The sequence below is a fragment of the Micromonospora fiedleri genome (assembly GCF_016774385.1).
GTDB lineage: Bacteria > Actinomycetota > Actinomycetes > Mycobacteriales > Micromonosporaceae > Micromonospora > Micromonospora gifhornensis.
On record NZ_JAETXL010000004.1, the window covers coordinates 253317 to 277374 of the forward strand.

The 24058-nt window shown below is 71.1% G+C and carries 22 protein-coding genes and 1 pseudogene; 12 read left to right on the top strand and 11 right to left on the bottom strand.

Annotated features, from left to right (window positions below; translation table 11 throughout):
• Window positions 1-4: 4 nt before the first annotated feature.
• The 3 genes from purL to purS form a co-directional block, all read right to left on the bottom strand.
• Complete coding sequence (purL, locus tag JMF97_RS12150) at window positions 5-2686, bottom strand: phosphoribosylformylglycinamidine synthase subunit PurL (protein WP_203221675.1); 2682 nt, start codon at window positions 2684-2686, stop codon at window positions 5-7.
• A 67-nt stretch (window positions 2687-2753) separates the two neighbouring features.
• Window positions 2754-3437 (bottom strand): phosphoribosylformylglycinamidine synthase subunit PurQ, encoded by a 684-nt coding sequence (purQ, locus tag JMF97_RS12155; protein WP_013730869.1) that lies wholly within the window; start codon window positions 3435-3437, stop codon window positions 2754-2756.
• Window positions 3434-3697: a phosphoribosylformylglycinamidine synthase subunit PurS gene (gene purS, locus JMF97_RS12160; RefSeq protein ID WP_013730868.1), complete on the bottom strand. Its 264-nt coding sequence runs from the start codon at window positions 3695-3697 to the stop codon at window positions 3434-3436. The genes purQ and purS overlap by 4 nt, the downstream gene beginning before the upstream one ends.
• Window positions 3698-4153: 456 nt before the next feature.
• Between purS and JMF97_RS12165 the strand changes: the two genes are divergently transcribed.
• Both JMF97_RS12165 and JMF97_RS12170 read left to right on the top strand, forming a co-directional pair.
• On the top strand, window positions 4154-4834 hold the full coding sequence (locus tag JMF97_RS12165) for a S1 family peptidase (protein ID WP_203221676.1): 681 nt from the start codon (window positions 4154-4156) through the stop codon (window positions 4832-4834).
• 27 nt (window positions 4835-4861) lie between these two features.
• Window positions 4862-5425: a YbjQ family protein gene (locus JMF97_RS12170; RefSeq protein ID WP_203221677.1), complete on the top strand. Its 564-nt coding sequence runs from the start codon at window positions 4862-4864 to the stop codon at window positions 5423-5425.
• Window positions 5426-5917: 492 nt separating this feature from the next.
• Here the strand turns inward: JMF97_RS12170 and purB are convergent, their stop codons facing one another.
• From purB to JMF97_RS12195, 5 genes are all read right to left on the bottom strand, one after another.
• The gene (gene purB / locus JMF97_RS12175; protein ID WP_203221678.1) at window positions 5918-7342 is read right to left on the bottom strand and encodes an adenylosuccinate lyase; all 1425 of its coding nucleotides are present in this window, start codon (window positions 7340-7342) and stop codon (window positions 5918-5920) included.
• A gap of 148 nt (window positions 7343-7490) precedes the next feature.
• Complete coding sequence (locus JMF97_RS12180; RefSeq protein WP_203221679.1) at window positions 7491-8126, bottom strand: hypothetical protein; 636 nt, start codon at window positions 8124-8126, stop codon at window positions 7491-7493.
• 121 nt (window positions 8127-8247) lie between these two features.
• Entirely contained in the window at window positions 8248-8475 is a 228-nt protein-coding gene (locus tag JMF97_RS12185) for a DUF397 domain-containing protein (RefSeq protein WP_203221680.1), read from the bottom strand.
• A gap of 6 nt (window positions 8476-8481) precedes the next feature.
• Entirely contained in the window at window positions 8482-9330 is an 849-nt protein-coding gene (locus tag JMF97_RS12190; RefSeq protein ID WP_203221681.1) for a helix-turn-helix domain-containing protein, read from the bottom strand.
• A 970-nt stretch (window positions 9331-10300) separates the two neighbouring features.
• Window positions 10301-11593: an acetyl-CoA C-acetyltransferase gene (locus tag JMF97_RS12195; protein WP_203221682.1), complete on the bottom strand. Its 1293-nt coding sequence runs from the start codon at window positions 11591-11593 to the stop codon at window positions 10301-10303.
• Between the two features lie 54 nt (window positions 11594-11647).
• Here JMF97_RS12195 and JMF97_RS12200 point away from each other — a divergent pair, with 54 nt between their 5' ends.
• From JMF97_RS12200 to JMF97_RS12230, 7 genes and pseudogenes are all read left to right on the top strand, one after another.
• Window positions 11648-13021, top strand: coding sequence for a 3-oxoacyl-ACP reductase (locus tag JMF97_RS12200; RefSeq protein WP_203221683.1), 1374 nt, complete (start codon window positions 11648-11650; stop codon window positions 13019-13021).
• Window positions 13021-14142 carry a MaoC/PaaZ C-terminal domain-containing protein gene (locus tag JMF97_RS12205; protein ID WP_238359242.1) on the top strand — a complete coding sequence of 374 codons (1122 nt, stop codon included), beginning with the start codon at window positions 13021-13023 and terminating at the stop codon, window positions 14140-14142. Before JMF97_RS12200 ends, JMF97_RS12205 begins: the two co-directional genes overlap by 1 nt.
• 83 nt (window positions 14143-14225) lie before the next feature.
• The gene (locus JMF97_RS12210; RefSeq protein WP_013730860.1) at window positions 14226-14981 is read left to right on the top strand and encodes an NUDIX hydrolase; all 756 of its coding nucleotides are present in this window, start codon (window positions 14226-14228) and stop codon (window positions 14979-14981) included.
• Window positions 14978-15952, top strand: coding sequence for a protein kinase family protein (locus tag JMF97_RS12215; RefSeq protein ID WP_203221684.1), 975 nt, complete (start codon window positions 14978-14980; stop codon window positions 15950-15952). Before JMF97_RS12210 ends, JMF97_RS12215 begins: the two co-directional genes overlap by 4 nt.
• A gap of 10 nt (window positions 15953-15962) precedes the next feature.
• Window positions 15963-16925, top strand: a complete 963-nt coding sequence (locus tag JMF97_RS12220) for a hypothetical protein (RefSeq protein WP_203221685.1) — start codon at window positions 15963-15965, stop codon at window positions 16923-16925.
• Window positions 16926-16933: 8 nt separating this feature from the next.
• Window positions 16934-18248 (top strand): annotated as a pseudogene (locus tag JMF97_RS12225) (adenylosuccinate synthetase).
• Between the two features lie 25 nt (window positions 18249-18273).
• Window positions 18274-18903 (top strand): DedA family protein, encoded by a 630-nt coding sequence (locus JMF97_RS12230; protein ID WP_203221686.1) that lies wholly within the window; start codon window positions 18274-18276, stop codon window positions 18901-18903.
• Window positions 18904-18948: 45 nt separating this feature from the next.
• Here JMF97_RS12230 and JMF97_RS12235 read toward each other — a convergent pair whose 3' ends face one another.
• Window positions 18949-19587, bottom strand: coding sequence for a TetR/AcrR family transcriptional regulator (locus JMF97_RS12235; protein ID WP_203221687.1), 639 nt, complete (start codon window positions 19585-19587; stop codon window positions 18949-18951).
• A 65-nt stretch (window positions 19588-19652) separates the two neighbouring features.
• On the opposite strand from JMF97_RS12235, the gene JMF97_RS12240 reads away from it, so the two are divergent.
• The 3 genes from JMF97_RS12240 (at window position 19653) to JMF97_RS12250 (ending at window position 23091) form a co-directional block, all read left to right on the top strand.
• On the top strand, window positions 19653-20105 hold the full coding sequence (locus tag JMF97_RS12240) for an SCP2 sterol-binding domain-containing protein (RefSeq protein ID WP_126712372.1): 453 nt from the start codon (window positions 19653-19655) through the stop codon (window positions 20103-20105).
• A gap of 1 nt (window position 20106) precedes the next feature.
• On the top strand, window positions 20107-21321 hold the full coding sequence (locus JMF97_RS12245; RefSeq protein WP_203221688.1) for an acyl-CoA dehydrogenase family protein: 1215 nt from the start codon (window positions 20107-20109) through the stop codon (window positions 21319-21321).
• A 204-nt stretch (window positions 21322-21525) separates the two neighbouring features.
• Window positions 21526-23091 (top strand): AMP-binding protein, encoded by a 1566-nt coding sequence (locus JMF97_RS12250; protein WP_203221689.1) that lies wholly within the window; start codon window positions 21526-21528, stop codon window positions 23089-23091.
• Between the two features lie 66 nt (window positions 23092-23157).
• On the opposite strand, the gene JMF97_RS12255 is transcribed toward JMF97_RS12250, so the two are convergent.
• Window positions 23158-23505 (bottom strand): winged helix-turn-helix transcriptional regulator, encoded by a 348-nt coding sequence (locus JMF97_RS12255; protein ID WP_203221690.1) that lies wholly within the window; start codon window positions 23503-23505, stop codon window positions 23158-23160.
• Window positions 23506-23660: 155 nt separating this feature from the next.
• A complete protein-coding gene (locus JMF97_RS12260; RefSeq protein WP_203221691.1) occupies window positions 23661-24017 on the bottom strand; it encodes a putative quinol monooxygenase in 357 nt (118 codons plus the stop codon).
• Window positions 24018-24058: the final 41 nt, after the last annotated feature.

A 24058-nucleotide genomic window follows, 5' to 3' on the forward strand; every position in this document is an offset into this window, starting at 1 on the left:
CGCCTCAGCGCTCGTCGGCGGAGGGCTGCTCCTGTGCGGTGTCCTGCTCGATCGGCTGCTGGCGGACCGGCGGTGCCGCCCGCTCGACCGGCTGGTCCTCCTCGGGCGCCTCGACGCCGTCGGACACCGGCACAGCAGCCTCCGCGTGCGGCTCGGTGTCCTCGACCGAGGGAACCGGGTCAGCCTCGACCGGTGCCTCGACCGCGTCCACCGGCGCGGCCTCGACCGCGCTGTCCTGCGCCGTCAACTCGACCGGCTGCACGCCGCCGAACAGCGCCGGCAGCGTGGCGCTGTGCGCCTCCCGCAGCTCGTCCAGGCCGATGCGGAACTGGCCGTGCACCTCCAGCGCGCCGCCCGTGGAATCGGTGACGCCGATGAGCTCCCACGGCACGCCGTGCTCGGCGCAGAGCGCGGTGAACGCCTTCTCGTGGCCGCGGGGCACCGAGACCAGCACCCGACCGGCGGACTCGCTGAACAGGAAGACGAAGGGCATCGAGTTGACCTCGAAGCGCTCCGGCACCGCGATCCGCGCCCCGACGCCGTAGCGCAGGCAGGACTCCACCAGGCTCTGCGCGAGGCCACCGTCGGAGAGGTCGTGCGCCGAGCTGACGTGGCCGACCCGCGCCGCGGCGGCCAGCAGCTCGCCGAGCTGCTTCTCCCGAGCCAGGTCGACGTGCGGGGGTACGCCACCGAGGTGCTGGTGGGCCACCCAGGCCCATTCCGAGCCGGAGAGCTCCACGTGCGTCTCACCGAGCAGGAAGAGCTGGTCGTGGTCGCCGCTGGGCCGCGGGACGAAGCCCATCGCCACCCGCTCGGCGACGTTCTCCAGGACGCCGAGCACGCCGACCACCGGCGTCGGGTGGATGGCCGCCGCCCCGGTCTGGTTGTAGAAGCTGACGTTTCCGCCCGTGACCGGGATGCCCAGCTCGGCGCAGCCGTCGGCGAGACCACGGACCGCCTCGGCGAACTGCCACATCACGCCCGGGTCCTCGGGGGAGCCGAAGTTCAGGCAGTCGGTGACCGCGATCGGCGTCGCGCCGGTGACCACAACGTTGCGGTACGCCTCGGCCAGCGCCAGCTTGGCACCGTGGTACGGGTCGAGCCGGGCGTACCGGCCGTTGCCGTCGACCGACAGCGCCACACCCAGGCCGGTCCGCTCGTCGATCCGGATCACGCCGGAGTCCTCCGGCTGGGCGAGCACGGTGTTGCCCAGCACGTAGCGGTCGTACTGCTCGGTGACCCAGGTCTTGTCGCACAGGTTCGGCGAGGCGATCATGCGCAGCACGGTCTCGCGCAGCGCGTCCGGGTCGCTCGGCCGGGGCAGCGTCTCGGCCCGGTCGGCCTGGAGCAGGATCAGGTCGGCCGGCTCCCGCATCGGGCGGGCGTAGACCGGCCCGTCGTCCACCAGCGAGCCCGGCGGCACGTCGACCACCAGCTGGTCCCGCCAGGTGATCAGCAGTCGACCCGGCCGGCCGTCCGGCTCGGGCGCGGTGACCTCACCGATCGCGGTGGCCAGCACGCCCCACTTCTCGCAGGTCTTGAGGACGGCTTCGAGCTTGGCCGGCTCGACGACCAGCAGCATCCGCTCCTGCGACTCGCTGGCCAGGATCTCGTGCGGGTCCATCGACGGCTCGCGCAGCGGCACCCGCTCCAGCCAGACCCGCATGCCCGTACCGGCCGCCGCGGCGGTCTCGGTGAGCGCGCAGGTGAGCCCGGCACCGCCGAGGTCCTGGATGCCGGCGACGAGTTCGGCGTCGTACAGCTCCAGGCACGCCTCGATCAGCAGCTTCTCGGTGAACGGGTCACCGACCTGCACGGACGGGCGGCGCTGCTCGCTGCCCTCGGTGAAGGTCGCGCTGGCCAGCACCGACACACCGCCGATGCCGTCACGGCCGGTCTTGGCACCCATCAGCACCACGACGTTGCCGGGGCCGACGGCGGCCTTGTTCTGCAACCGGCTCACCGGCAGCACACCGAGGCAGAGCGCGTTGACCAGGGGGTTGCCCTGGTAGCAGGGGTCGAAGACCACCTCGCCACCGATGTTGGGCAGGCCGAGGCAGTTGCCGTACCCGCCGACACCGGCGACCACGCCGGGCAGCACCCGGGCGGTGTCGGGGTGATCGGCCGCGCCGAAGCGCAGCGGGTCCATCACGGCGACCGGACGGGCACCCATGGCGAGGATGTCGCGGACGATGCCGCCGACGCCGGTCGCCGCGCCCTGGTACGGCTCGACGAAGCTCGGGTGGTTGTGCGACTCGACCTTGAAGGTCACCGCCAGCTCGTCGGAGACCCGCACCACACCGGCGTTCTCCCCGATGCCGGCGAGCAGCCGGTCACTCGGCGGGGCCTTCTCGCCGAACTGGCGCAGGTGCACCTTGCTCGACTTGTAGGAGCAGTGCTCGCTCCACATGATCGAGTACATCGCCAGCTCGGACTGGGTGGGCCGACGGCCCAGGATGTGCCGGATGCGGTCGTACTCGTCGTCCCGGAGCCCCAGTTCGGCGTACGGCTGGAGTTCCTCCGGGGTGCCCTCGGCGCGCGGCACGGTGTCCACCCGGTCCGCCCAGTCGGCCTGCCCGGAGGCATGCCGGGCCGGTGCGGCGGCCGGATATGGCTGGACCGGCTGTGCCGGCGTGGCCGGGACTGCCTCCGGGGTCTCCCGTACCGGGTCCGGATGCGTAGTCATGACCTCTCCTCGTTGCGCTCGCCGCCGTACGGGCGGGTGAGCCGACCGATGATCCCGACGCGGACGGTCACGCCGGCGCCCCCACCAGGTGCTTGAGCACCGAGGTGAAGAAGCCGAGGCCGTCGAGGGAGGGGCCGGTGAGCGCCTCCACCGCGTGCTCGGGATGCGGCATGATGCCGACCACGTTGCCGGCCGGGTTGGTGATGGCCGCGATGTCCCGCTGAGAGCCGTTCGGGTTGACGCCGACATAGCGGGCGACGACCCGACCCTCGGCTTCGAGGGCGTCCAGCGTCGCGGGGTCGGCGACGTAGCAACCCTCGCCGTTCTTGACCGGGATCAACACCTCCTGGCCGGGCTGGAAGGCGTTCGTCCAGGCGGTGCCCGCCGACTCGATGCGCAGGATCTGGTCGCGGTTGCGGAAGTGCAGGTGCTGGTTGCGGGTGAGCGCGCCGGGCAGCAGGTGGGCCTCGCAGAGGATCTGGAAGCCGTTGCAGATGCCGAGCACGGGCAGCCCGCCGGCGGCGGCGTCGACGATGGTCTCCATCACCGGGGCGAACCGGGCGATGGCCCCGCAACGCAGGTAGTCACCGTAGGAGAAGCCGCCGGGCAGGACGACCGCGTCCACCCCGTGCAGCTCCGGGTCACCGTGCCAGAGGCGTACGGGCTGGGCGCCCGCGATCCGGACAGCCCGAGCGGCGTCCCCGTCGTCGAGCGAGCCGGGGAAGGTCACCACACCGACCCGCGCGGTCACGACCGGGCTTCCGCGGGCTCGTCGGCCTCGACCAGGTGGACGGTGAAGTCCTCGATGACCGGGTTGGCGAGCAGCTTGTCGGCGATCTCCCGGGCCCGGTCCAGGTCCGGTTCACCGGTGAAATCGATCTCGATGCGCCGACCGATCCGCACCGAGGCGACATCGTTGACACCGAGCCGGGGCAGCGCGTTTGCGACGGCCTGGCCCTGCGGATCGAGGATCTCGGGCTTGAGCATGACGTCGACGACGACGCGAGGCACTGGGCACTCCTGACTGTGTACGCAGTTGGGTGCCGACCCACAACGGGCGAGCGCAGCCAGCCTACCTGGCAGATGTCGCACCGGACGCACCGGTGGGAGGGCGTCGAGGCGCGGCTCGCGGCCACCCGCCTGGCCCTTTGGAGAACGATACGGGTTCGTTGCTGTCCCGATACGGCATTGTTGCCCGATCTCTCGGCGGGTCGCGTAACGCACCACATGAGGACGGCTCGGCAGGTCTTGACCGAAGGTGGACACCGAGCACTGTCGCACCGACATGGGGAAATCCGGCTGTTACATCAACTTGTTTGAATGAACCTCTTGTGAAACACCTCACCCAGCCCTACGGTACATCGTCAGACATCGATTTATCGGTGTCGCGGTGACGGACCACCCCCGCCCGTCACCGCAGGTCGACCCGGCCACCCGGGTCCCGCGATCCCCGAAGGAGCCCTACCGATGCGCATCCGATCCCTGCTCGCGGTCCTCGCCACAGCCCTGGCCGGCGTGCTCGGCGCCAGCTCCGGCGCCGTCGCCGCGCCCGTCGGCCCGTACATCATCGGCGGCGGGACCGTCTCCTCCGCGCCGTGGGCCGCGGCGGTGTTCAGCAACGGCTCGTTCACCTGCTCCGGCACGATCATCGCCCCGCAGTGGGTGCTGACCGCGCGGCACTGCCTCGGCGGCACCATGTCCGTGCGAGTGGGCAGCGTCTACTACGGCTCCGGCGGCGTCACCCGCACCGTCAGCGCCACCTACGGCCGCTACGACCTGGCCCTGATGCGCCTGTCCAGCTCGGTGAGCACCAGCTACGTCACGCTGGCCAACAGCAACCCGCCGGTCAACTCGACCAACACCATCTTCGGCTGGGGCATGACCTGCTACAGCGGCTGCTCCGCCTCGCCCCAGCTCAAGACCGCGTCGGTCCGGGTGACCAGCACCAACGTCACCGACGCGTACGGCGGGCAGGCGATCCGCAGCACCCGGATCAACGGCAACGCCTGGCGGGGCGACTCGGGCGGCCCGCAGTTCTACAACGGCGCCCAGGTCGGCGTCGCCTCCACCGCCGACGGCCAGAGCATCCAGAACTACGGCAGTGTCGCCTTCAACCGGGCCTGGATCACCTCGGTGGCCGGTGTCTGACCGAAAGCGTCCGATGCGGCGCGGAAGGTGGGCAACGCGCCCGCCGTCCGCGCCGCGCTGTTTTTCAGCATCCGAGCAGGTGAACGCGGCTCACGTTGCCGGGCGTCGGAGGCTGCCAGCATCGAAAACGTGCTGGTCGTGACGACGGATCAACTTCCCGGCTACGAGATCCGCCAGATCCTCGGCGAGGTGGTCTCCTCGATGGCCAGGACCCGCAACCCGTACCGCGAGGGCGTGAAGAACCTGCGCGGTGGCGCGTACGACCCGATGGCACCGGACAACCTCACCCGCTGGCGTACCGACTCGGTGGCCCGACTCGGCGAAGAGGCCCGCCGGCTCGGCGCGAACGCCGTGGTGGGGATGCGGTTCGACAGCCGCGACTGCGGCGAGATGTGGATGGAGATCTGCGCCTACGGCACCGCCGTGATCGTGGCACCCAAGGTCCCCGACGTCATGCCCCCCGACCAGCCACTCATCGCCGCCGAAACCGCCAACGACCCGTCCTTCGCCAGCACTCCCGGCGGCATCGCCGAACCCGCCAGCGCCCCCAACCTCCGCACCGCCGCCGAAACCCCCACCCGCGACAGCTAACCCACGCCCTGCCGCCCACGCGCTCGACCCGCGAGGCCCTGCCCCACGGCCCCTGCCCGCAACCCTCGCCTCGACCCTCCAGCCCCACGGCCCTCGCCCCGTCGATCTTGCACTTTCAGTCGCCGTTTTGCGGCTTTCGCTCGCTTACGCCCCGACAGAAAGTGCAAGATCGGCGCGCGGGGAGGGGGTGTGAAGGGAGTGCGGGTTCACGAAGTGCCCTCGCGCGCCCTGTCCGCAGCCCTGCCCGCGCGACGTCCTCACCCCTGCCCGCAGCCCTTGCCCGCACGATGCTGCGCGCGCCGATCTTGCACTTTGGGTCGCCGCTATGTGGCTTTTGTCCGCTGATGTCCCGACGGAAAGTGCATGATCGACGCGCAGGCTGGGTGCGCAGGGTGGAGCGGCGGGGCTGGGTGCGCGGGGCTGGGTGCGCGGGGCTGGGTGCGCAGGGCTGGGTGCGTCGGGGTGGGGCGCGCGGGGTGGGGGTGGGAGGGGTTAGAGGATGGGGGGTGGGGTGTAGGTGGCGGCTTGGGGGTGGGACTGGACGATCTTGGAGATGCGGGTGGTCACCGCCTGGATCTGGGCGGGGGCGGCGCCGACGAAGGCGGCGCGGTCGGCTACCAGGGCGTCGATCTCGGGGCGGGACAGGCCCAGGCGGGGGTCGGCGGCCAGGCGGTCGAAGAGGTCGTTGTCGGGGCTGCCCTGCTCGCGCATGGCCAGGGCAACGGCGACCGCGTGTTCCTTGATCGCCTCGTGGGCGGTTTCCCGGCCGACGCCTCGGCGGACGGCCGCCACCAGGATCTTGGTGGTGGCCAGGAAGGGCAGGAAGCGCTCCAACTCCCGGTTGATCACCGCCGGGTACGCACCGAACTCGTCCAGCACGGTGAGGAAGGTCTGGAACAGCCCGTCGGCGGCGAAGAAGGCGTCGGGCAGGGCTACTCGACGTACCACCGAGCAGGAGACGTCGCCCTCGTTCCACTGGTCGCCGGCCAGCTCACCGACCATCGACAGGTACCCACGGATGATCACCGCGAAGCCGTTCACCCGTTCCGACGAGCGGGTGTTCATCTTGTGCGGCATGGCGCTGGAGCCGACCTGGCCGGGCTTGAAGCCCTCGGTGGCCAACTCCTGACCGACCATCAGCCGGATCGTGGTGGCCAGCGACGACGGCGCGGCAGCGGTCTGCGCCAGCGCGGAGAGCACGTCGAAGTCGAGCGAACGCGGGTAGACCTGCCCGACACTGTCCAGCACCCGGTTGAAGCCCAGGTGTTCGGCGACCCGCCGCTCCAACTCGGCCACCTTCTCGGCGTCACCGTCGAAGAGGTCCAACTGGTCGGCAGCGGTGCCCACCGGCCCCTTGATCCCTCGCAGCGGGTAGCGGTCGATCAGGTCGGTCAGCCGCTCGTACGCGATGATCAGCTCCTCGGCGGCCGACGCGAAGCGCTTGCCCAGCGTGGTGGCCTGCGCCGCGACGTTGTGCGACCGCCCGGCCATCACCACCTCTGAGTACTCGTGCGCGTGCCAGGCCAGCCGGGCCAGCGTGGCCACCACCCGATCCCGGATCAGCTCCAGCGACCGGCGTACCTGAAGCTGCTCGACGTTCTCGGTGAGGTCCCGGGAGGTCATCCCCTTGTGCACGTGCTCGTGCCCGGCCAGCGCACTGAACTCCTCAATCCGCGCCTTGACGTCGTGGCGGGTCACCCGCTCCCGCGCCGCGATCGAGTCCAGGTCGACGTCGTCCAACACCCGCTCGTACGCCTCGACCACTCCGTCGGGCACCGACACGCCGAGGTCCCGCTGGGCCTGGAGCACGGCGAGCCAGAGCCGCCGCTCCAGCCGGATCTTCTCCTCCGGGGACCAGAGGGCGACCAGTTCGGGCGAGGCGTACCGGTTGGCGAGCACGTTCGGGATCGTCGTCACCCGCCCATTCTCCGGCACCCACCAGCCAGCCCTCGACCGCCCCTCACCAGCAGTGACGGTTCCCGGTCAGGGGTGAGGACGCGCGATAGGGCAGGAGCTAAGCAGGAGCGGGACCCGACACTCCTGGCGGACCCATTGAGCGACCGGGTCAGACTTCCGGCACCTCATTCACGGTCGCCGTCACCACCAGGGTCTTCGACTGCTTGCCGTGGGAGTTTCGTACGGTCAGCTGGTAGGTGTGCCGTTGCACGTCACCCCCGGCCCCTCCGCAGGGGAAAGTCAGCGTTTCACTGCCGGTGGGCGGGTAGTTGTCGGCGTACACGCCCTGACCGTCGACGGAGAGGGCGACGGAGTCGACGTTGCCGACCTTCCACTCCAGGACGACCGGCGTGCCGGGGATCGGGTTGACGTTCGTCCCGGCCGGGCAGGAGGGCTTCTGGGCAACCCGGAAGTAGGTGATGGTCGGCCCGGTGCCCGACTTCGCCCCGGACTGTCCCCCGCCGGTCGAGCCGCCCCCGGTCGAGTTGCCGGTGGAGCCGCCTCCCGTCGCACCACCGTCGGTAGAACCGCCGTTGGTCGCATCGACTGCGGTGGGCGCGGAAGCGGGAGTCGGCTCGGCAGCGGCGGTGGGGTCGGAGGCGTCGGTCGACTCGGCAGTTGCGGGTGCGCTGGGGGCCGCGTTGGAGGCGGACTCCGGGCTGGTGTCAGCGGACGTGCAGCCGCTGACCACGAGCGCGGCAGTCAGGGCGACGATGGAGGTGCGGAGCAGGGCTTGACCAGTCATGACCACTCCTTGGTAGCGCGCCGCCGGTGGCTCCGGGGCGCAGGCTGTGGTCCACAGTAGAGACGACTAACAATGCCTCCCGACCAGCTCAAGTCGGGGCATTGGCAACTCTGGTCGCGCCCTACGCAAAGTCACCGCGGCGGAGCGCGGAGAGGAAGCTGTGCCAACTGTCGGAGGCACAGATGAGTACGGGACCGGTGCGGTCCTTGCTGTCGCGGACGGCCACCCGGCCACTGCCATCGAGAATCGGTCCGGCCTCGACACAGTTGCCGCCGCCGCTCGGGCTCCTCGTGCTCACGTGCCAAGCCACCGGCGGCAGTAGTAGCGCGGATGCCGCCGTGTGCCTCATTGCCGTCTACTCCAACTGATCGATCAGTTCAGACACGAGTGCGAGCCCTGTCTGCGCGGGGAGAGCCAGCCCGCGAAGCCGATCGTAGGTCCGGAGCAAGGACTCCGCCATGCCACCTTCGATCACGATGTTGCCGGCAGGCGTCCAGATACACCCGGCAAGCGGATACGGCGGACGCATCTGGAAGAGGTTGAAGCTTCCCTCGGGGCTCGGATGCTCGCCTGCGGCGGACGGCAACACCAGCAGCTCGATGTGGCTGCGCACAGCCATCGTGGACAGGTGCTCAAGCTGCGCCCGCATCACGGTGGGCCCGCCCACGGTCCGGCGGAGGGCACCTTCGTCGATGATGGCAGAGAGCTTCACCGACTCGTCGCCGTAGAGTCGGCGCTGACGGGCGAGCCGGATCTCGACATAGCGGTTGATCTGCTCCTCGGTGGCGTCGATGTCCACCGCACGGATGATCGCCTCGGCATATGCCCTGGTTTGCAGCAGGCCGGGCAGCACGGCGACGTCGAAGGAGTAGATCTCCGTCGCCCGACTCTCTAGCCAGATCCAGTCGATCAGCGAGCCGACAACGTCGGCGGCAAAGCCGTCCCACCAGCCCTTCTGCCAGACATCCTTCGCCATGGTGGTCAGGTCGGCGCGACGCCGACCATCGTCCACACCGCAGATGTCGAGGTAGGCGAGCACTTCTGGCACGCGGGCCGCCACGACACCGGATTCAAGGCGACTGACGGTCGAGGCGTTGCGATTGATGTAGTCGCCCACGTCTTTGAGGGTCAGCCCGGCTGACTCGCGCATCTCCCGGAGCTGCTGGCCGAGCCACTGAGCGCGAAGTGTCGCCGCCTTCACCATGTCGCCTCCTTAGCTGCAACCCAAGAGTCTGCGAGAAATCCAGAAAATGCAAGCTTGCATGAACGCCGCCATGCATGCATGCTGCTTGTACGTGCAGTGATGGCGGCGTCACAGTCGCCAAAGAAGAGGGACCGGGGTGGGGCGGTTTGGCGGCCTCTCCCACTCCCGGTCCGGAACGAGTCGAAGGGAGCAGTCACGCTGGACGCACCCGGGGATCGACTCCCCTTCTGTCTACCACCGAACGCGCTCGGCGCGTACCCGGTGATGGGCGTGGCGTGTCCATCGTGGCCGCTCCCGGTCGTACTCCGGTGTCGGGTCGAGCCTGCCCGCACCGGTCCGTGACGGGGCGGGCGCACGCCCGCCGCCCGGCAGGTCCCCCGCCTGTGGCCGCAATCCCCCTGCGGCCCGGTGGCCGTGCCGTGCGCCCGCCCCTCGCCTGACAGGAGCGGGAGATGGGACTGACCGGCGGGCCACCGTTGCGGGTTGGCGCGGTGGTGGAGGTGCCCGAGCAGCACTACTGCTACGGCCTGGGCACGCTGACGTTGCGGATCGTGGAGATCGGTCGCCGGGAGCGGCACAGCGACGGGGTGTGGGTCCGGCTGCGCGGCGTCGATCTCGGCGATCCGCGCGGTCCACGGCAGCGTCGGGTGCTGGCCCGGCTCGACGCCGTACGGCTCAGTGTCGCCCCCACCTGGGTCGCGCATGTGCCGGCCCGACCAGGTTGGGACTGCACCGGCTGCGGGCGGCCGTGGCCGTGCCCCGACCGGCGGCGTCGGCTGTTGGATCGGTACGCGGGCGAGCGGGTTGCGCTCGCGGTCTACCTCGCCACCCAGCTGGTCGATGCGGTGTCGGATCTGCGCCAGGTGCCGCCCGCGAACCTCTACGGGCGGTTCCTGGGCTGGCTGCCCGACCCGGGCGACGACCGTCCGACCGGATCAACGCGAGTCGACACGCCGACGAGCCCTGACGATCAGCGTTCCAGGATGGCGGTCACGCCCTGGCCGCCGGCGGCGCAGATCGAGATGAGTCCGCGACCGCTGCCCTTCTGGGCGAGCAGTTTGGCAAGGGTGGCGACGATCCGTCCGCCGGTGGCGGCGAACGGGTGCCCGGCGGCCAGCGACGAGCCGTTCACGTTGAGCTTGTCGGTGTCGATCGCACCGAGCGGGGCGTCCAGGCCGAGCTTGTCCTTGCAGAACTCCGGCGACTCCCAGGCCGCGAGGGTGGCCAGCACCTGGGAGGCGAACGCCTCGTGGATCTCGTAGTAGTCGAAGTCCTGAAGGGTCAGGCCGGCTCGGGCGAGCAGCCGGGGCACCGCGTACGTGGGTGCCATCAGCAGGCCCTCGTCACCGTGGACGAAGTCCACCGCGGCCGTCTCCGACCAGGTGAACCAGGCCAGCACCGGCAGGTTGTGCTCGGCGGCCCACTGCTCGCTGGCCAGCAGCACCGTGGAGGCGCCGTCGGTCAGCGGGGAGGAGTTGCCGGCGGTCATGGTGGCCCGCTCGGCGTCCGGGCCCTTGGCGCCGAAGGCCGGCTTGAGGGTGCCGAGCTTCTCCAGGGTGGTGTCGGGGCGCAGGTTCTGGTCGCGGGTGAGCCCCAGGTAGGGGGTCATCAGGTCGTCGAAGAACCCCCGGTCGTACGCGGCGGCGAGCCGCTGATGCGACCGTAGCGCCAACTCGTCCTGCGCCTGCCGGTCGACGTTCCAGCGCAGCGCCGTCTGGGCGGCGTGCTCGCCCATGGACAGTCCGGTACGCGGCTCGGCGTTGCGCGGGATCTCCGGCTTGAACGGCTGGGCCGGGCGCAGCTTCGCGGCGATCTTCAGGCGCTCGCCGAGGGTCCGGGCGGAGTTGAGCTTGAGCAGGGTGCGGCGCAGGTCCTCGTTGATGGCGAGCGGGGCGTCGGAGGTGGTGTCGACGCCACCGGCGATGCCCACCTCGATCTGCCCGAGGGCGATCTTGTTGGCGACCAGGATGGCGGCTTCCAGACCGGTGCCGCAGGCCTGCTGGATGTCGTACGCGGGGGTGCGCGGGTCGAGCTTGGAGCCGAGCACCACCTCGCGGGTGAGGTTGAAGTCCTTGGAGTGCTTCAGCACCGCACCGGCGACCACCTCGCCGATCTGCTGCCCGGCCAGCCCGAAGCGGGCGATCAGGCCGTCCAGCGCGGCACCGAGCATGTCGGAGTTGCTGGCGCTGGCGTAGCGGGAGTTGGAGCGGGCGAAGGGGATGCGGTTACCGCCGATCACCGCGACCCGTCGAACGTTCTGCACGATCCGCCTCCTCGAAAGGGTTGCCCGCACCTTACTCACCAGTAGGCTACGCCTATGAGCGACAGGTACGCGAGCTTCGTCCAGTCGGGCGCCGGTCGGGCGCTGGTCAAGCGCCTCGGCCTGCCCGATCCGCCGCGGCTGCGCCGGTACGCCCCCGGCGAGCCCATTCTTCCCGGGCCGGTCCTGCTCGGCTCCGCCTCCGGCGGTCGCCTCACCGAACCGGTGGGCAGGATCCTGGCCGCCGCCGGGCTCGCCCTGCGCGATCCGGCCACCGCCGTGCCCGACCCGACAACCGGCCGTACGCCCGACAACGCCGCCCTCGTCTACGACGCTACCGGCATCACCGACTCGACCGAGCTGCGCCAGCTCTACGAGTTCTTCCACCCGCAGGCGCGGGCGGTGCAGCCCAGCGGTCGGGTGATCGTGCTGGGCACCCCGCCGAACGAATGCGCCACGCCCCGTGAGGCGACCGCCCAGCGCGCCCTCGAAGGGCTGACCCGCAGCATCGGCAAGGAGTTCGGCCGGGGCATCACCGCCCAGCTGGTCCACGTCACCCGCGAGGCCGACGAGGGCACCTGGACCAGCCTGGAGGCGACCCTGCGCTTCCTGCTCTCCGGCCGGTCCGCGTACGTCTCGGGTCAGGTGATCCGGGTCGGTGCCGGCCAGGCCACCGCGCCGGTGGACTGGGAGCGCCCGCTCGACGGGCAGGTGGTGCTGGTGACCGGGGCGGCCCGGGGGATTGGCGCAGCGCTGGCCCGGGTGCTGGCCCGCGACGGCGCGACCGTGCTGGCGCTGGACGTCCCGGCCGCCGGGGACGAGTTGGCCTCGGTGGCCAACGAGATCGGCGCGAGCGCCGTACAGCTCGACCTGACCGCCGCCGACGCGCCGACCCGGCTCGCCGAGTATCTGGCCGGCCGGCACGGGCGGGTGGACGTGGTGGTGCACAACGCCGGCATCACCCGGGACAAGACCCTCGGCCGGATGGACGCCGACCGCTGGAACCAGGTCATCGACGTCAACCTGTCCAGCCAGGAGCGGATCAACGACCTGCTGCTGGAGCGGGAGCTGATTCCGGCCGGTGGGCGGATCGTCGGTGTCTCCTCGATCGCCGGGATCGCCGGCAACCGGGGTCAGACCAACTACGCCACCAGCAAGGCCGGGGTGATCGGGCTGGTCGACTCGCTGGCCCCGGCGCTGCGGGAGCGGCGGATCAGCGTGAACGCGGTCGCGCCCGGGTTCATCGAGACCCGGCTGACCGCCCGGATTCCGCTTGTGGTGCGGGAGGCCGGTCGCCGGATGAACAGCCTCGCCCAGGGTGGGCTGCCGGTGGACGTCGCCGAGACGATCAGTTGGTTGGCCTGGCCGGCGTCCGGCGCGATCAGCGGCAACGTGGTCCGCGTCTGCGGCCAGAGCCTGTTGGGGGCGTGATGGCCCGGCGCAGTCCGCACGAGGAGCCCTCCGACGACCTGTCGGTCGGCGAGCTGATCGACGGGCCGACGGAGGCGCTGACCCCGGAGATCCTGGCCGCCGCGTTCGCCGACGAACGCCGTGATGTGGACGCCACCCAGGACCTGAGCAGCGCCGCCGCGCGCGCCGGTGCGGGCCCCGATCCGGGGGTCACGCAGGACCTGACCAGTGCGGCCGCGTCGGTCGTGGGGCCTGCTGCCGTCTCCGAGGCCGGGCAGCCGGCGGCTCGGGCCCGGGTGGAGCTGTCCCGGCTACCCGCGCCGGGGCCGCTGTACCGGCGGGCGTTGCTGGGCACGCTGCCCGGACTCGGCGGCCGGCGCGGTGCCGACGTGCCGGCGGTCGAGCTGGCGGTGGGTGGGGTGGCCGTGGATCCGCAGCGGCTGGCCGACTACGACCGGGTCTGTGGATTCCGGTTGGCCGACCCGCTGCCGGCGACCTTTCCGCACGTCATGGGCTTCCCGCTGGCGCTGCGCCTGATCACCGCGCCGGAGTTCCCGATCCCGCTGACCGGGGTGGTGCACATCGGCAACCGGATCACCGTGCACCGGCCGATCACGGTCACGGACCGGCTGGACTTCACCGCCTGGGCGGAGAACCTGCGTCCGCACGACCGGGGGCGGCAGGTGGATGTCGTACTCGTCGGCTCGGTCGACGGGGAGGAGGTGTGGCACGGCGTGTCGACGTACCTCTGGCGGCAGCGCACACCGAGCGGCGGTGAGCGGCGCGACCGGGCGGAGCCGCCCGCGCCGCCGGCCGCTTCCGCCCGGTGGCGGGTCGAACCCCGCATCGGTACGGAGTACGCCCGGGTCTCCGGCGACCACAACCCGATCCACACCTCCCGGCTGGGTGCGCGACTGCTCGGCTTCCCCCGGCCGATCGCACACGGCATGTGGACGAAGGCGCGGTGCCTGGCCGCGCTGGAGAGCCGCCTGCCGGAGGCGTACACGGTGCAGGTGGCGTTCAAGCTCCCGGTGTCGCTGCCCAGCACTGTCGCGTTCAGCGCCGGGCGGCAGGGTGACGACTGGGATTTCGCGCTGCATGACCAGCGGGGACGTCCCCATCTGGTGGGCACCGTCCGCTGACCGAGGGTCGGGCACTTGCCCGGCCCTCGTTTTCGCGCTAAGTTGTTCTCACATAGAGATGTTCTCGGAGTGAGAGTGACCCCATGGTGAATGAGCAGGACTTCCTCGCCGCGTACGACCCGCGGGACTATCCCGCCATCGCGGTCACCGTCGACGTGGTCGCCCTGACCATCCGCGACGGCGCGCTGCACCTGCTGCTGATCCGCCGCGGCGAGCAGCCCTACGCGGGTCACTGGGCCCTGCCCGGCGGCTTCGTCCGACCCGACGAGGACCTGGCCGGCGCGGCGCGGCGGGAGCTGGCCGAGGAGACCGGCCTCGGCGACGACCGGCTCGGCCGCGTACACCTGGAGCAGTTGGCCAGCTACGGCGCGCCCGAGCGCGACCCGAGGATGCGGATCGTCTCGGTCGCGCACCTCGCCTTCGCGCCGGACCTGCCCGACGCGGCGGCCGGCACCGACGCCGACGAGGCGGTCTGGCTGCCGGTCAGCGGGCTGGCCAACCGGGAGCTCGCCTTCGACCACCGCCAGATCGTCGCCGACGGGCTGGAGCGGGCCCGGTCGAAGCTGGAATACACCCCGCTGGCCACCCGCTTCCTGGGGCCCGAGTTCACCATCGGCGAGCTGCGGTCGGTCTACGAGACGGTCTGGGGGCAGCCGCTGCACGCGGGCAACTTCCACCGCAAGGTGCTGTCGGTGCCCGGCTTCGTGGAGAGCACCGGTGCGAGCACCGAACGCGGCGGCAGCCGAGGCGGCCCGCGGGCGCGGCTCTACCGGGCCGGTGACGCCCAGTTGCTGCACCCGGCGCTGCTGCGTCCGGCCCGCGAGGAGGCGGTGCGATGACCACCGCCGAAGCGATCCGGCTGGTCGGCGCGGCCCGCGACGACGAGGAACTGTTCGGTGTCGACGCACCGGAACGCCGCTACCGGGAACTGGTCGCCGCCCTGCACCCCGACCGGCTCAGCCTGGCCGGGCCCGGCCTCCAGGCCGAGGCCACCGCAGCCTTCGTCGAGGTGACCACCCGCTGGCGGAGCCGCCACGTGACCGAGCTGAACGGCTACCGCTGTGGCCGGCCGGCGCACTGCGGTGACCTCGCCGACCTGTACGACGTCGGCGACGACCGGCTGCTCAAGCTGCCCCGTGCCGCCAACGACAACGACCTGATGCTCCAGGAGGAACGCGCGCTGCGTCGGCTCGCCGAGCACGGTGACCCGCGCTGGCTGCCGTACGTGCCTCGGCTGGTCGACAGCTTCGCCCACCGGGACGCGGCCACCGGGGCGGAACGGCGGATCAACGTCATCGCCACCGCCCCCCGCCTGCACAGCCTCATCGAGGTGCGGCGGGCGTACCCGGACGGGCTGGACGCCCGGGACGTGGCCTGGATGTGGCGGCGGCTGCTGGTGGCGCTCGGCCTGGCCCACCGGGCCGGCCTGGTGCACGGTGCGGTGCTGCCGCCGCACGTGCTGATCGAGCCGGACGCGCACGGCGTCGTCCTGGTCGACTGGTGCTTCTCCACGGACACCGGCGGCGTCGTGCCGGCGCTGGTCCCCGACTACCAGGACTGGTACCCGCCCGAGGTCACCGATCGCCACCCCGCCGGACCGGGCACCGACATCGCCATGGCGGTGCGCTGCATGGCCTGGCTGATGGGGCGGCACGCGCCGGCCGAACTGCGCGCCTTCGTCAAGGGCTGCCAGCAGCCCCACCTGACCGCCCGCCCGCACGACGCCTGGCAACTACTCGGCGAACTCGACGAGGTGCTGGAACGCCTCTACGGCCCCCGCACCTTCCGACCCTTCACCCTCAACCCCTAAGGAGGCTGCCATGGGCAGCGGAATGTGGTCCACCGACGTATACGACGCCGCCGACCGGTACCGCCGGGCCACCGGCACCAGCGCGTTCGCCTACAGCGACAGCGGAGCCCGGAAGGTGCACCCGGCGCTGGACCCGCGCGACGCGATGCGGGAGAGCCGCGACTCCGCCGAGCACCCGCAGTCGACCCCGGTCGCCGTGCTCTTCGACGTGACCGGCTCGATGGGGCACGTGCCCCGTACGCTCCAGGCCAAGCTGCCGCAGCTGCTGGGTCTGCTGCTGCGTCAGGGGTACGCCCGCGACCCGCAGATCATGTTCGGCGCGATCGGCGACGCCACCTGTGACCGGGTGCCGTTGCAGGTGGGCCAGTTCGAGTCCGACAACCGGATGGACGACGACCTCGGCCGGATCGTGCTGGAGGGCGGCGGTGGCGGCCAGATGATGGAGTCGTACGAGCTCGCGCTCTACTTCATGGCCCGGCACACCGTCACCGACAGCTGGGAAAAGCGTGGCCGCCGCGGCTACCTGTTCATCATCGGCGACGAACTGGCGTACTCGAAGGTGAAGTCGGCCGAGGTGAGTCGGTGGATCGGCGGCGGCCTGCGCAAGGACATGCCGGTGCAGCAGATCGTCGACGAGGTGACCCGGCGCTGGGACACCTACTACCTGCTCCCCGCCGGCAGCCACTACGCCGGTAACCGCAAGGTGCTCGACTTCTGGCGCGGGCTGCTCGGCCAGAACACCCTGGAACTCGACGACCTGGACGCGGTCTGCGAGACCATCGCGCTCACCGTCGGCCTCGGCGAGCAGGCCATCGACCTCGACACCGGCCTGCGCGACCTGCACCGGGCCGGCTCGACGGCCACCGGCACCGTGTCGAAGGCGCTGGCCCGCATCGGCAACACCGGCCGACGCACCGAGACGTCCCGGCTGCCGGCCACCGGGACCGGCCGTGGCGGAGTCGTGCGGCTGTGAACGGGCTGATGACGGGCCGGGACGGGCTGGACGACGAACACACCATCGTGGTCGACCTCGGGTACGGCGACGCCGGGAAGGGCACGGTCGTGGACTGGCTCTGCGCGACCCGGCCGGTGCACACCGTGGTCCGCTTCAACGGGGGCGCGCAGGCGGCGCACAACGTCGTCCTGCCCGACGGGCGGCACCACACCTTCGCCCAGTTCGGCGCGGGCACGTTCCACCCCGGCGTGTGGACGCACCTGTCCCGGCACGTCGTCGTCGACCCGCTGGCGCTGGCCGCCGAGGCCGATCACCTCGCCGACGTCGGGGTGCCCGACGCGCTCGACCGGCTGACCGTGGACGGGGAGGCGCTGCTGGCCACCCCGTACCACCGGGCCGCGAACCGGGCGCGGGAGTTGTCCCGGGGAGCCGACCGGCACGGCTCCTGCGGGCTGGGGGTGGGTGAGGCCGTCGCGTACGGTCTCGCCCACCCCGACGAGGCGCCCCGGGTGGCCGACTGCCGCAGCCCGAAGCGGCTACGCCGCCGGTTGACCGCGCTGCGGGACCGGCTCACCGCCGAACTGGGCCCGCTGGACGCACCACCGGTCGACGACTGCCTGCCGGCCTTCACCGCCTTCGCCGAACGGGTCGCGGTCGTCGACCGCTCCTGGCTGGCCGGGGCACTGCGGGCCGGGCCGTGCGTGTTCGAGGGCGCGCAGGGGGTGCTGCTGGACGAGTGGCACGGCTTCCACCCGTACACGACGTGGAGCACCACCACCTTCGCCAACGCCGAGGCGCTGCTGACCGAGGCCGGGCAGGCGGGGGCGGCGAGCCGACTCGGGGTGCTGCGGACGGTCACCACCCGACACGGGCCGGGACCGCTGGTCACCGAGGATCCGACCCTGCCGCTGACCGATCCGCACAACCCGACCAACCCGTGGCAGGGACGCTTCCGGTTCGGTCACTTCGACGCGGTCGCGCACGCGTACGCCCTGGCGGCCGCCGGTGGGGTCGACGGCCTGGCGCTGACCCACCTGGATCTCGCCGAACGCGGCCTCGACCTGCGCATCTGCCGCCGTTACGAAGGGCTGGACCGGCTGTTGCCCGGCCCGCCCGGTGATCTCGACCGGCAGGCCGCACTGACCGCCCGGCTGCTGCGCGCCCGCCCGGTGTACGACGACGACTCGCCGTCCGACTGGCCGCAGGCGGTCGGCGAGGCGCTCGGCGCACCCGTCGTGCTCACCTCCCACGGCCCCACCGCCACCGACAAGAAGCTGCTCGCGAGGGTGTAAGGAAGGGCACCTTATTAACGCCTGGTGTAGAGGAAGGGCCCCTTCTTAACAGCCGGTGCCCCGAGCATGGAGGCATGGAAGCCGCGATCGACCTGCTCCGGCAGACCCTCACCTCGCCCTGGGTGTACCTGCTGCTGTTCGGGCTCACCACGGTCGACGCGATCTTCCCGCTGGTGCCGGCCGAGGCGGCGGTCATCACGGCCACCGTGCTCGCCACCGGCGGTGAGCCGAACCTCGCGCTGCTGCTCGTGGTGGCCACGCTCGGCGCCGCCGCCGGCGACCACCTCTCGTACGCCGTGGGGCGCGGCGGCGGCTCGCGCAAGCTCGACCACTCGCCGGTCGACAGCCGCCGCCGGGCCGGATCGGAGTGGGCCCGGCGGGCCGTGGACCGACGCGGCGGCATGATCCTGGTCGCCGCCCGCTATGTCCCCGGCGGGCGTACGGCGGTCACCCTGACCATGGGAGCGGTCCGCTACCCCGTGCGGTCGTTCCTCCTGTTCGACCTGATCGGCTCGGTCAGCTGGGCCTGCTACTGCGTGCTGCTCGGTGTCTTCGGCGGGCTCGCCTTCGAACGTCACCCGCTGCACGGGATCCTGGCGGGGATCGGTCTGTCGCTCGCGATCACCCTGGGGCTGGAGTTGATCCGCTGGCTGCGGCACCGCGCCCACCGTCGGGCCGCGCGCGGCACGGACGGCGAATGTTAAAAGGGGGCCCTTCCTCTACACCAGGCGTTAATAAGGTGCCCTTCCTTACTGCTCGGGCGGATGCCAGGTGACGCCGTGCAGGAGTTGCCCCGCGCCGAGCCAGGCGACGTTCATCATCCGGGTGGCGGTCTTCTCCGGGTCGGCCTCCGGGTGGTCGGCAAGCCAGTCACCGAGCGACTCGGTAGCGCCGACCAGGGCGTACGCGACCACTTCCAGTTCGGTTTCGGCCACCTCGCGCCCTTCGGCGCGCAGTGCGTGGTCGAGCATCCCGACGACCACCTCGACGATCCTCGCCCGCATCCCGGCCAGTTCGTCGGCGAACGCTCGTTCGGCCTGCGCCTGCCGGTAGAGCACCGCCCAGCCGTCGCGGTGTGCGCCGACGAACCCGAAGAACGCCCGCAGCCCGTGCCAGAGCCGTTCGTCGGCTGGCAGGCCGGGCACGGCGGCCCCGGCGATCGCCTCCATCATCCGGGTCGCCTCCCGGTGCAGGCAGGCGATGAAGAGCTCTTCCTTGGTGCCGAGATAGGCGTAGACCATGGGTTTGGAGATGCCGGCACGCTCCGCGACCTCGTCCATGCTGGCACCGTGGTACCCATGGCGGGAGAAGACCCGGACGGCCGCGTCGAGCATCTGTTGCTCGCGGACGGCCCTGGGTAAGCGCTTGAAGGTGGGCCTGGTGGACACCTTGCCAGCATACCTACTCACACGTAAGGTTACGCCTGAGTAACCACTGCCCGAGAGGTGCTTCCATGACTGACTTCGACCCGGCCAACTTCGCCAACGTCGGCCCGAAGGAGTTCGCTCAGCTCGTCAAGTCCACGCCGGACAGCAAGCTCAACGAGGTGATGTCGGGCGAGCTGCGCGGCAAGATCCTCGGTGAGGTCTTCGGCCGGATGCCGCAGCTGTTCCGGGCCGACCGGGCCGGCTCGACCAACGCGGTCATCCACTGGAACATCACCGGCGCCCCCGACGGCGGCACCGACACCTACGAGGTGGTCGTCGCCGACGGTGCCTGCACGGTCAACGAGACCCCGCAGCACGACCCGCGGCTGAGCCTGACCCTGGGCCCGGTCGACTTCCTCAAGGTCGTCTCCGGTGGCGCCAACCCGGTCATGATGTTCATGACCGGCAAGCTCAAGGCAAAGGGCGACCTGGGCCTCGCCGCCAACATCGCGAACCTCTTCGACATCCCCAAGGCCTGAGATGGTCGAGTTCTCGCTCGACCTGAACGAGGAACAGCGGGATCTGCGGGACTGGGTGCACGGCTTCGCCGCCGAGGTCGTGCGCCCGGCCGCGGCCGAGTGGGACGCCCGCGAGGAGACTCCGTGGCCGCTGATCCAGGAGGCGGCGAAGGTCGGGCTGTACGGCTTCGAGTTCCTCGCCACCTGCTGGGCCGACCCGACCGGCCTGTCCCTGCCCATCGCCAGCGAAGAACTCTTCTGGGGTGACGCCGGCATCGGCCTGAGCATCTTCGGCACCGGGCTCGCGGTCGCCGCGATCTACGGCACCGGCACCCCCGACCAGTTGGTCGAATGGGTGCCGCAGTGCTTCGGCGACGTCGACTCCCCGGCCGTCGCCGCCTTCTGTTCCAGCGAGCCGGAGGCCGGTTCGGACGTCGGCGCGATGCGCACCCGGGCCAGCTACGACGAAGCCACCGACGAGTGGGTGCTGCGCGGGCAGAAGGCGTACGCCACCAACGGCGGGATCGCCGGGGTGCACGTGGTGGTCGCCTCGGTCGAACCGGAACTGGGCTCGCGCGGTCAGGCAGCGTTCGTCGTACCGCCGGGCACCCCCGGGCTCAGCGCCACCCGCAAGCTGCGCAAGCTGGGCCTACGGGCCTCGCACACCGCCGACGTCTTCCTCGACGACGTCCGCGTCCCGGGTCGCTGCCTGCTCGGCGGCAAGGAGGCCCTCGACGAGCGGCTGGCCCGCGCCCGGTCCGGGCAGCGTTCCTCCGGTCAGGCCGCGATGCGGACCTTCGAGCTGTCCCGGCCCACCGTCGGCGCCCAGGCGCTCGGCGTCGCCCGGGCCGCCTACGAGTACGCCCTCGACTACGCCAAGGACCGGGTCCAGTTCGGTCGTCCGATCATCACCAACCAGGCGGTCGCGTTCACCCTCGCGGACATGAAGATGGAGATCGACGCGGCTCGGCTGCTGGTCTGGCGGGCCTCCTGGATGGGGCGCAACAACCGGCCGTTCACCGCCGGCGAGGGCTCGATGTCGAAGCTCAAGGCCGGCGAGGTCGCCGTCTCGGTCACCGAGAAGGCCGTCCAACTGCTCGGCGGGGCCGGCTTCCTGCGTGACCACCCGGTGGAGCGGTGGTACCGGGACGCCAAGATCTACACCATCTTCGAGGGCACCTCGGAGATCCAGCGCCTGGTCATCTCCCGGGCGATCTCCGGCATGCAGATCCGCTGACGAGCCCGGCCCGGCCACCGCCGCAGACCTCACGGTCGCGGCGGTGCCGCCGGTCGGCACCCCTTCAACGGGTGCCGACCGGCGCTGCGTGAGGGCCGATGCGGCGTGGGGCGGCGGGCGCTGCGTGGCGGCCGGCTGGCTCCCGATGCATGATCGAAAGGGCTTCGAGCCTTCCGGGCGAGCAACCGAAGGAGGTACGCGGTCGTGGAGCTGCCATTCATCGTCGCCACGCTGACCCGGCGTGGCCTGCTCGCCCCGGGTCGCCCGATCCGGGTCGCCTCCCAGCTCAACGCGCTACGCACCTGGGGCTGGAGCCTGGCCGGTGAACTTCGCCAGGCCGCCGCCCGCGACCCCGACCGGATCGCGGTCATCGACGACCAGGGCACCGAGCTGACCTACGCCGACCTGCTGGAACGCAGCCTGCGACTGGCCCGCGCGCTCCGCGCCGGACTGGGCGTGGCGGCCGGCGACCGGATCGGCGTGTTCGGCCGCAACCATCCCGGCCTGGTCGAGACCATCGTCGCCGCCACCCTGCTCGGCGCGGACGCGGTACTGATCAACACCGGCCTCTCCCCGGCACAGCTGACCACTGTGGCCGAGGAACAGCGGCTGCGCGTCCTGGTGCACGACGACGAGTTCGCCGAACGGCTCCTCGGGCTACCGGCCGACCTGCACCGCGTCGACGAACGGGCGCGGGAGGAACTGATCCGCACCGCCCTCCCCGGCCAACTGGACCCGCCCGAACGGGACGGGCGGATCATCGTGCTGACCTCGGGCACCACCGGGACGCCGAAGGGCGCCCGTCGCCCCACCCCCACCGGGTTCGGCCCGCTGGTCGCCATCATCGACCGGATCCCGCTGCACGTCCGCGACCGGGTGATGATCGCCGCGCCGGTCTTCCACACCTGGGGGTACGCGGCCCTGCAGGTCTGCCTCGCGCTGCGGGCCACCATCGTGCTGCACCGCCGCTTCGACCCGGCCGCCACCCTGGACGCCCTGGTACGACACCGCTGCCAGGCACTGTTCGCGGTGCCGGTGATGCTGCAACGCCTGATGGAGGTGCCACCGCCGGACCCCCGGCCGCCCCTGAAGATCGTGGCGGTCAGCGGATCAGCGCTGCCCGGCGGCCTGCCCTCGGCCTTCATGGACCGCTACGGCGACGTGCTCTACAACCTGTACGGCTCCACCGAGGCATCCTGGGCCTCCATCGCCGTCCCCGCCGACCTGCGCCACGCACCCACCACCGCCGGCCGTCCGCCGCACGGCACCCGGCTGGCGATCCTCGACGACGACGGTCGACCCGTCCCCGCCGGTCAGGTCGGCCGGGTCTTCGTCGGCAACGAGATGCTCTTCGAGGGGTACACCTCCGGGGCCGACCGGGAACGCCACGACGGTCTGCTGGACACCGGCGACCTGGGCCGACTCGACGCCGACGGCCGCCTCTTCGTCGACGGCCGGGCCGACGACATGATCGTCTCCGGCGGGGAGAACGTCTTCCCCGCCGAGGTGGAGAACCTGCTCGCCCAACTTCCCCAGGTACGCGAGGCCGCCGTCGTCGGCGTACCCGACCCCGAGTACGGTCAGCGGCTCGCCGCCTTCCTCGCCCTCTACCCCGGCGAGACCCTCGACGCCGACGCGGTCCGCGAATACGTCCGGCACTACCTGGCCCGCTTCTCCGTGCCCCGCGACGTCGTCTTCGTCAAGTACCTGCCCCGCAACGCCACCGGCAAGGTACTCACCGGCGAACTACGCGACTACATCACCGGCTGACCACCCGTCATCTCTGAGAGCCAGGTCCGACCGAAAATTGTCGTCGATCTCACCATGTTCATCGCGCTAGGCGTCGTCGTCGCCCGCCAGATGCTGCTCTCCCCATCGCGACAGCGGCACAAGTGCGGCGATCAACTCTTCGCCCGCGGTAGTCAGGGTGTACGTGATCTGCACGGGCGTGCTGGGGATCACCGTACGCGCGATGAGGCCACGAGCCTGAAGCTCTTTGAGTCGGACGGTGAGTTGAGAGTCGGAGATGCCGCCGATCAGGGCACGGTATTCCTTGAATCGACGTGCGCCGCGGACCGCCGCCATCAAGATCGATCCGGTCCAGCGGGCCCCGATGACGTCGATCGCGTTCAGAATCCGGTGGCACCCTTGCTCGCCACTCGGGAAGGGCAGAGGCTCGGTCACTTGTCGAAGCATAAGCAACCCCCAGCAGTCAGTTGCTCGGGTACGGCAGACAGGCCGCCACGGATCCGCCGACTCGGCGTCGGTCACCGCGCTGCCGCTGGGCAGCATCTCCCCCGCGACGCGCGGTGCCGATCAGGCCGAAACGCCGTCCGGCGTCAGTCCTCCGACGGGCGGAGAAACTCCAGCGTCTTCATCTCGAGGTTCCCGAACATCTGAGCATGGTAGGTCTGCAATGCGGGATTCTTCATGTGCGCGAGAAGATCTGCACCAGTTGACCAGCATTCGTAGAACGCATAGATGCCCGGCTCCTGGATGCTGGCGTGAACCGAGTACTGCCGGCACCCCTGCTCCTCGCGGGTCGCAGCAGTCATCGATTTGAGAGTCTGCTGCATATCGCTCTCGCTGCTGCCCGGCTTGAGCGCAGCCAGCGAAAAGATGGCTACAGGACTGGTCGAGGTACGTACCTCTGCCGGCACCAAGTCATCGGGATGGGTCTGATCGTTGCTGGCCATTCGGAGATCCTTTCACGGGGTTGGCGATTTTGAGGCAAGAC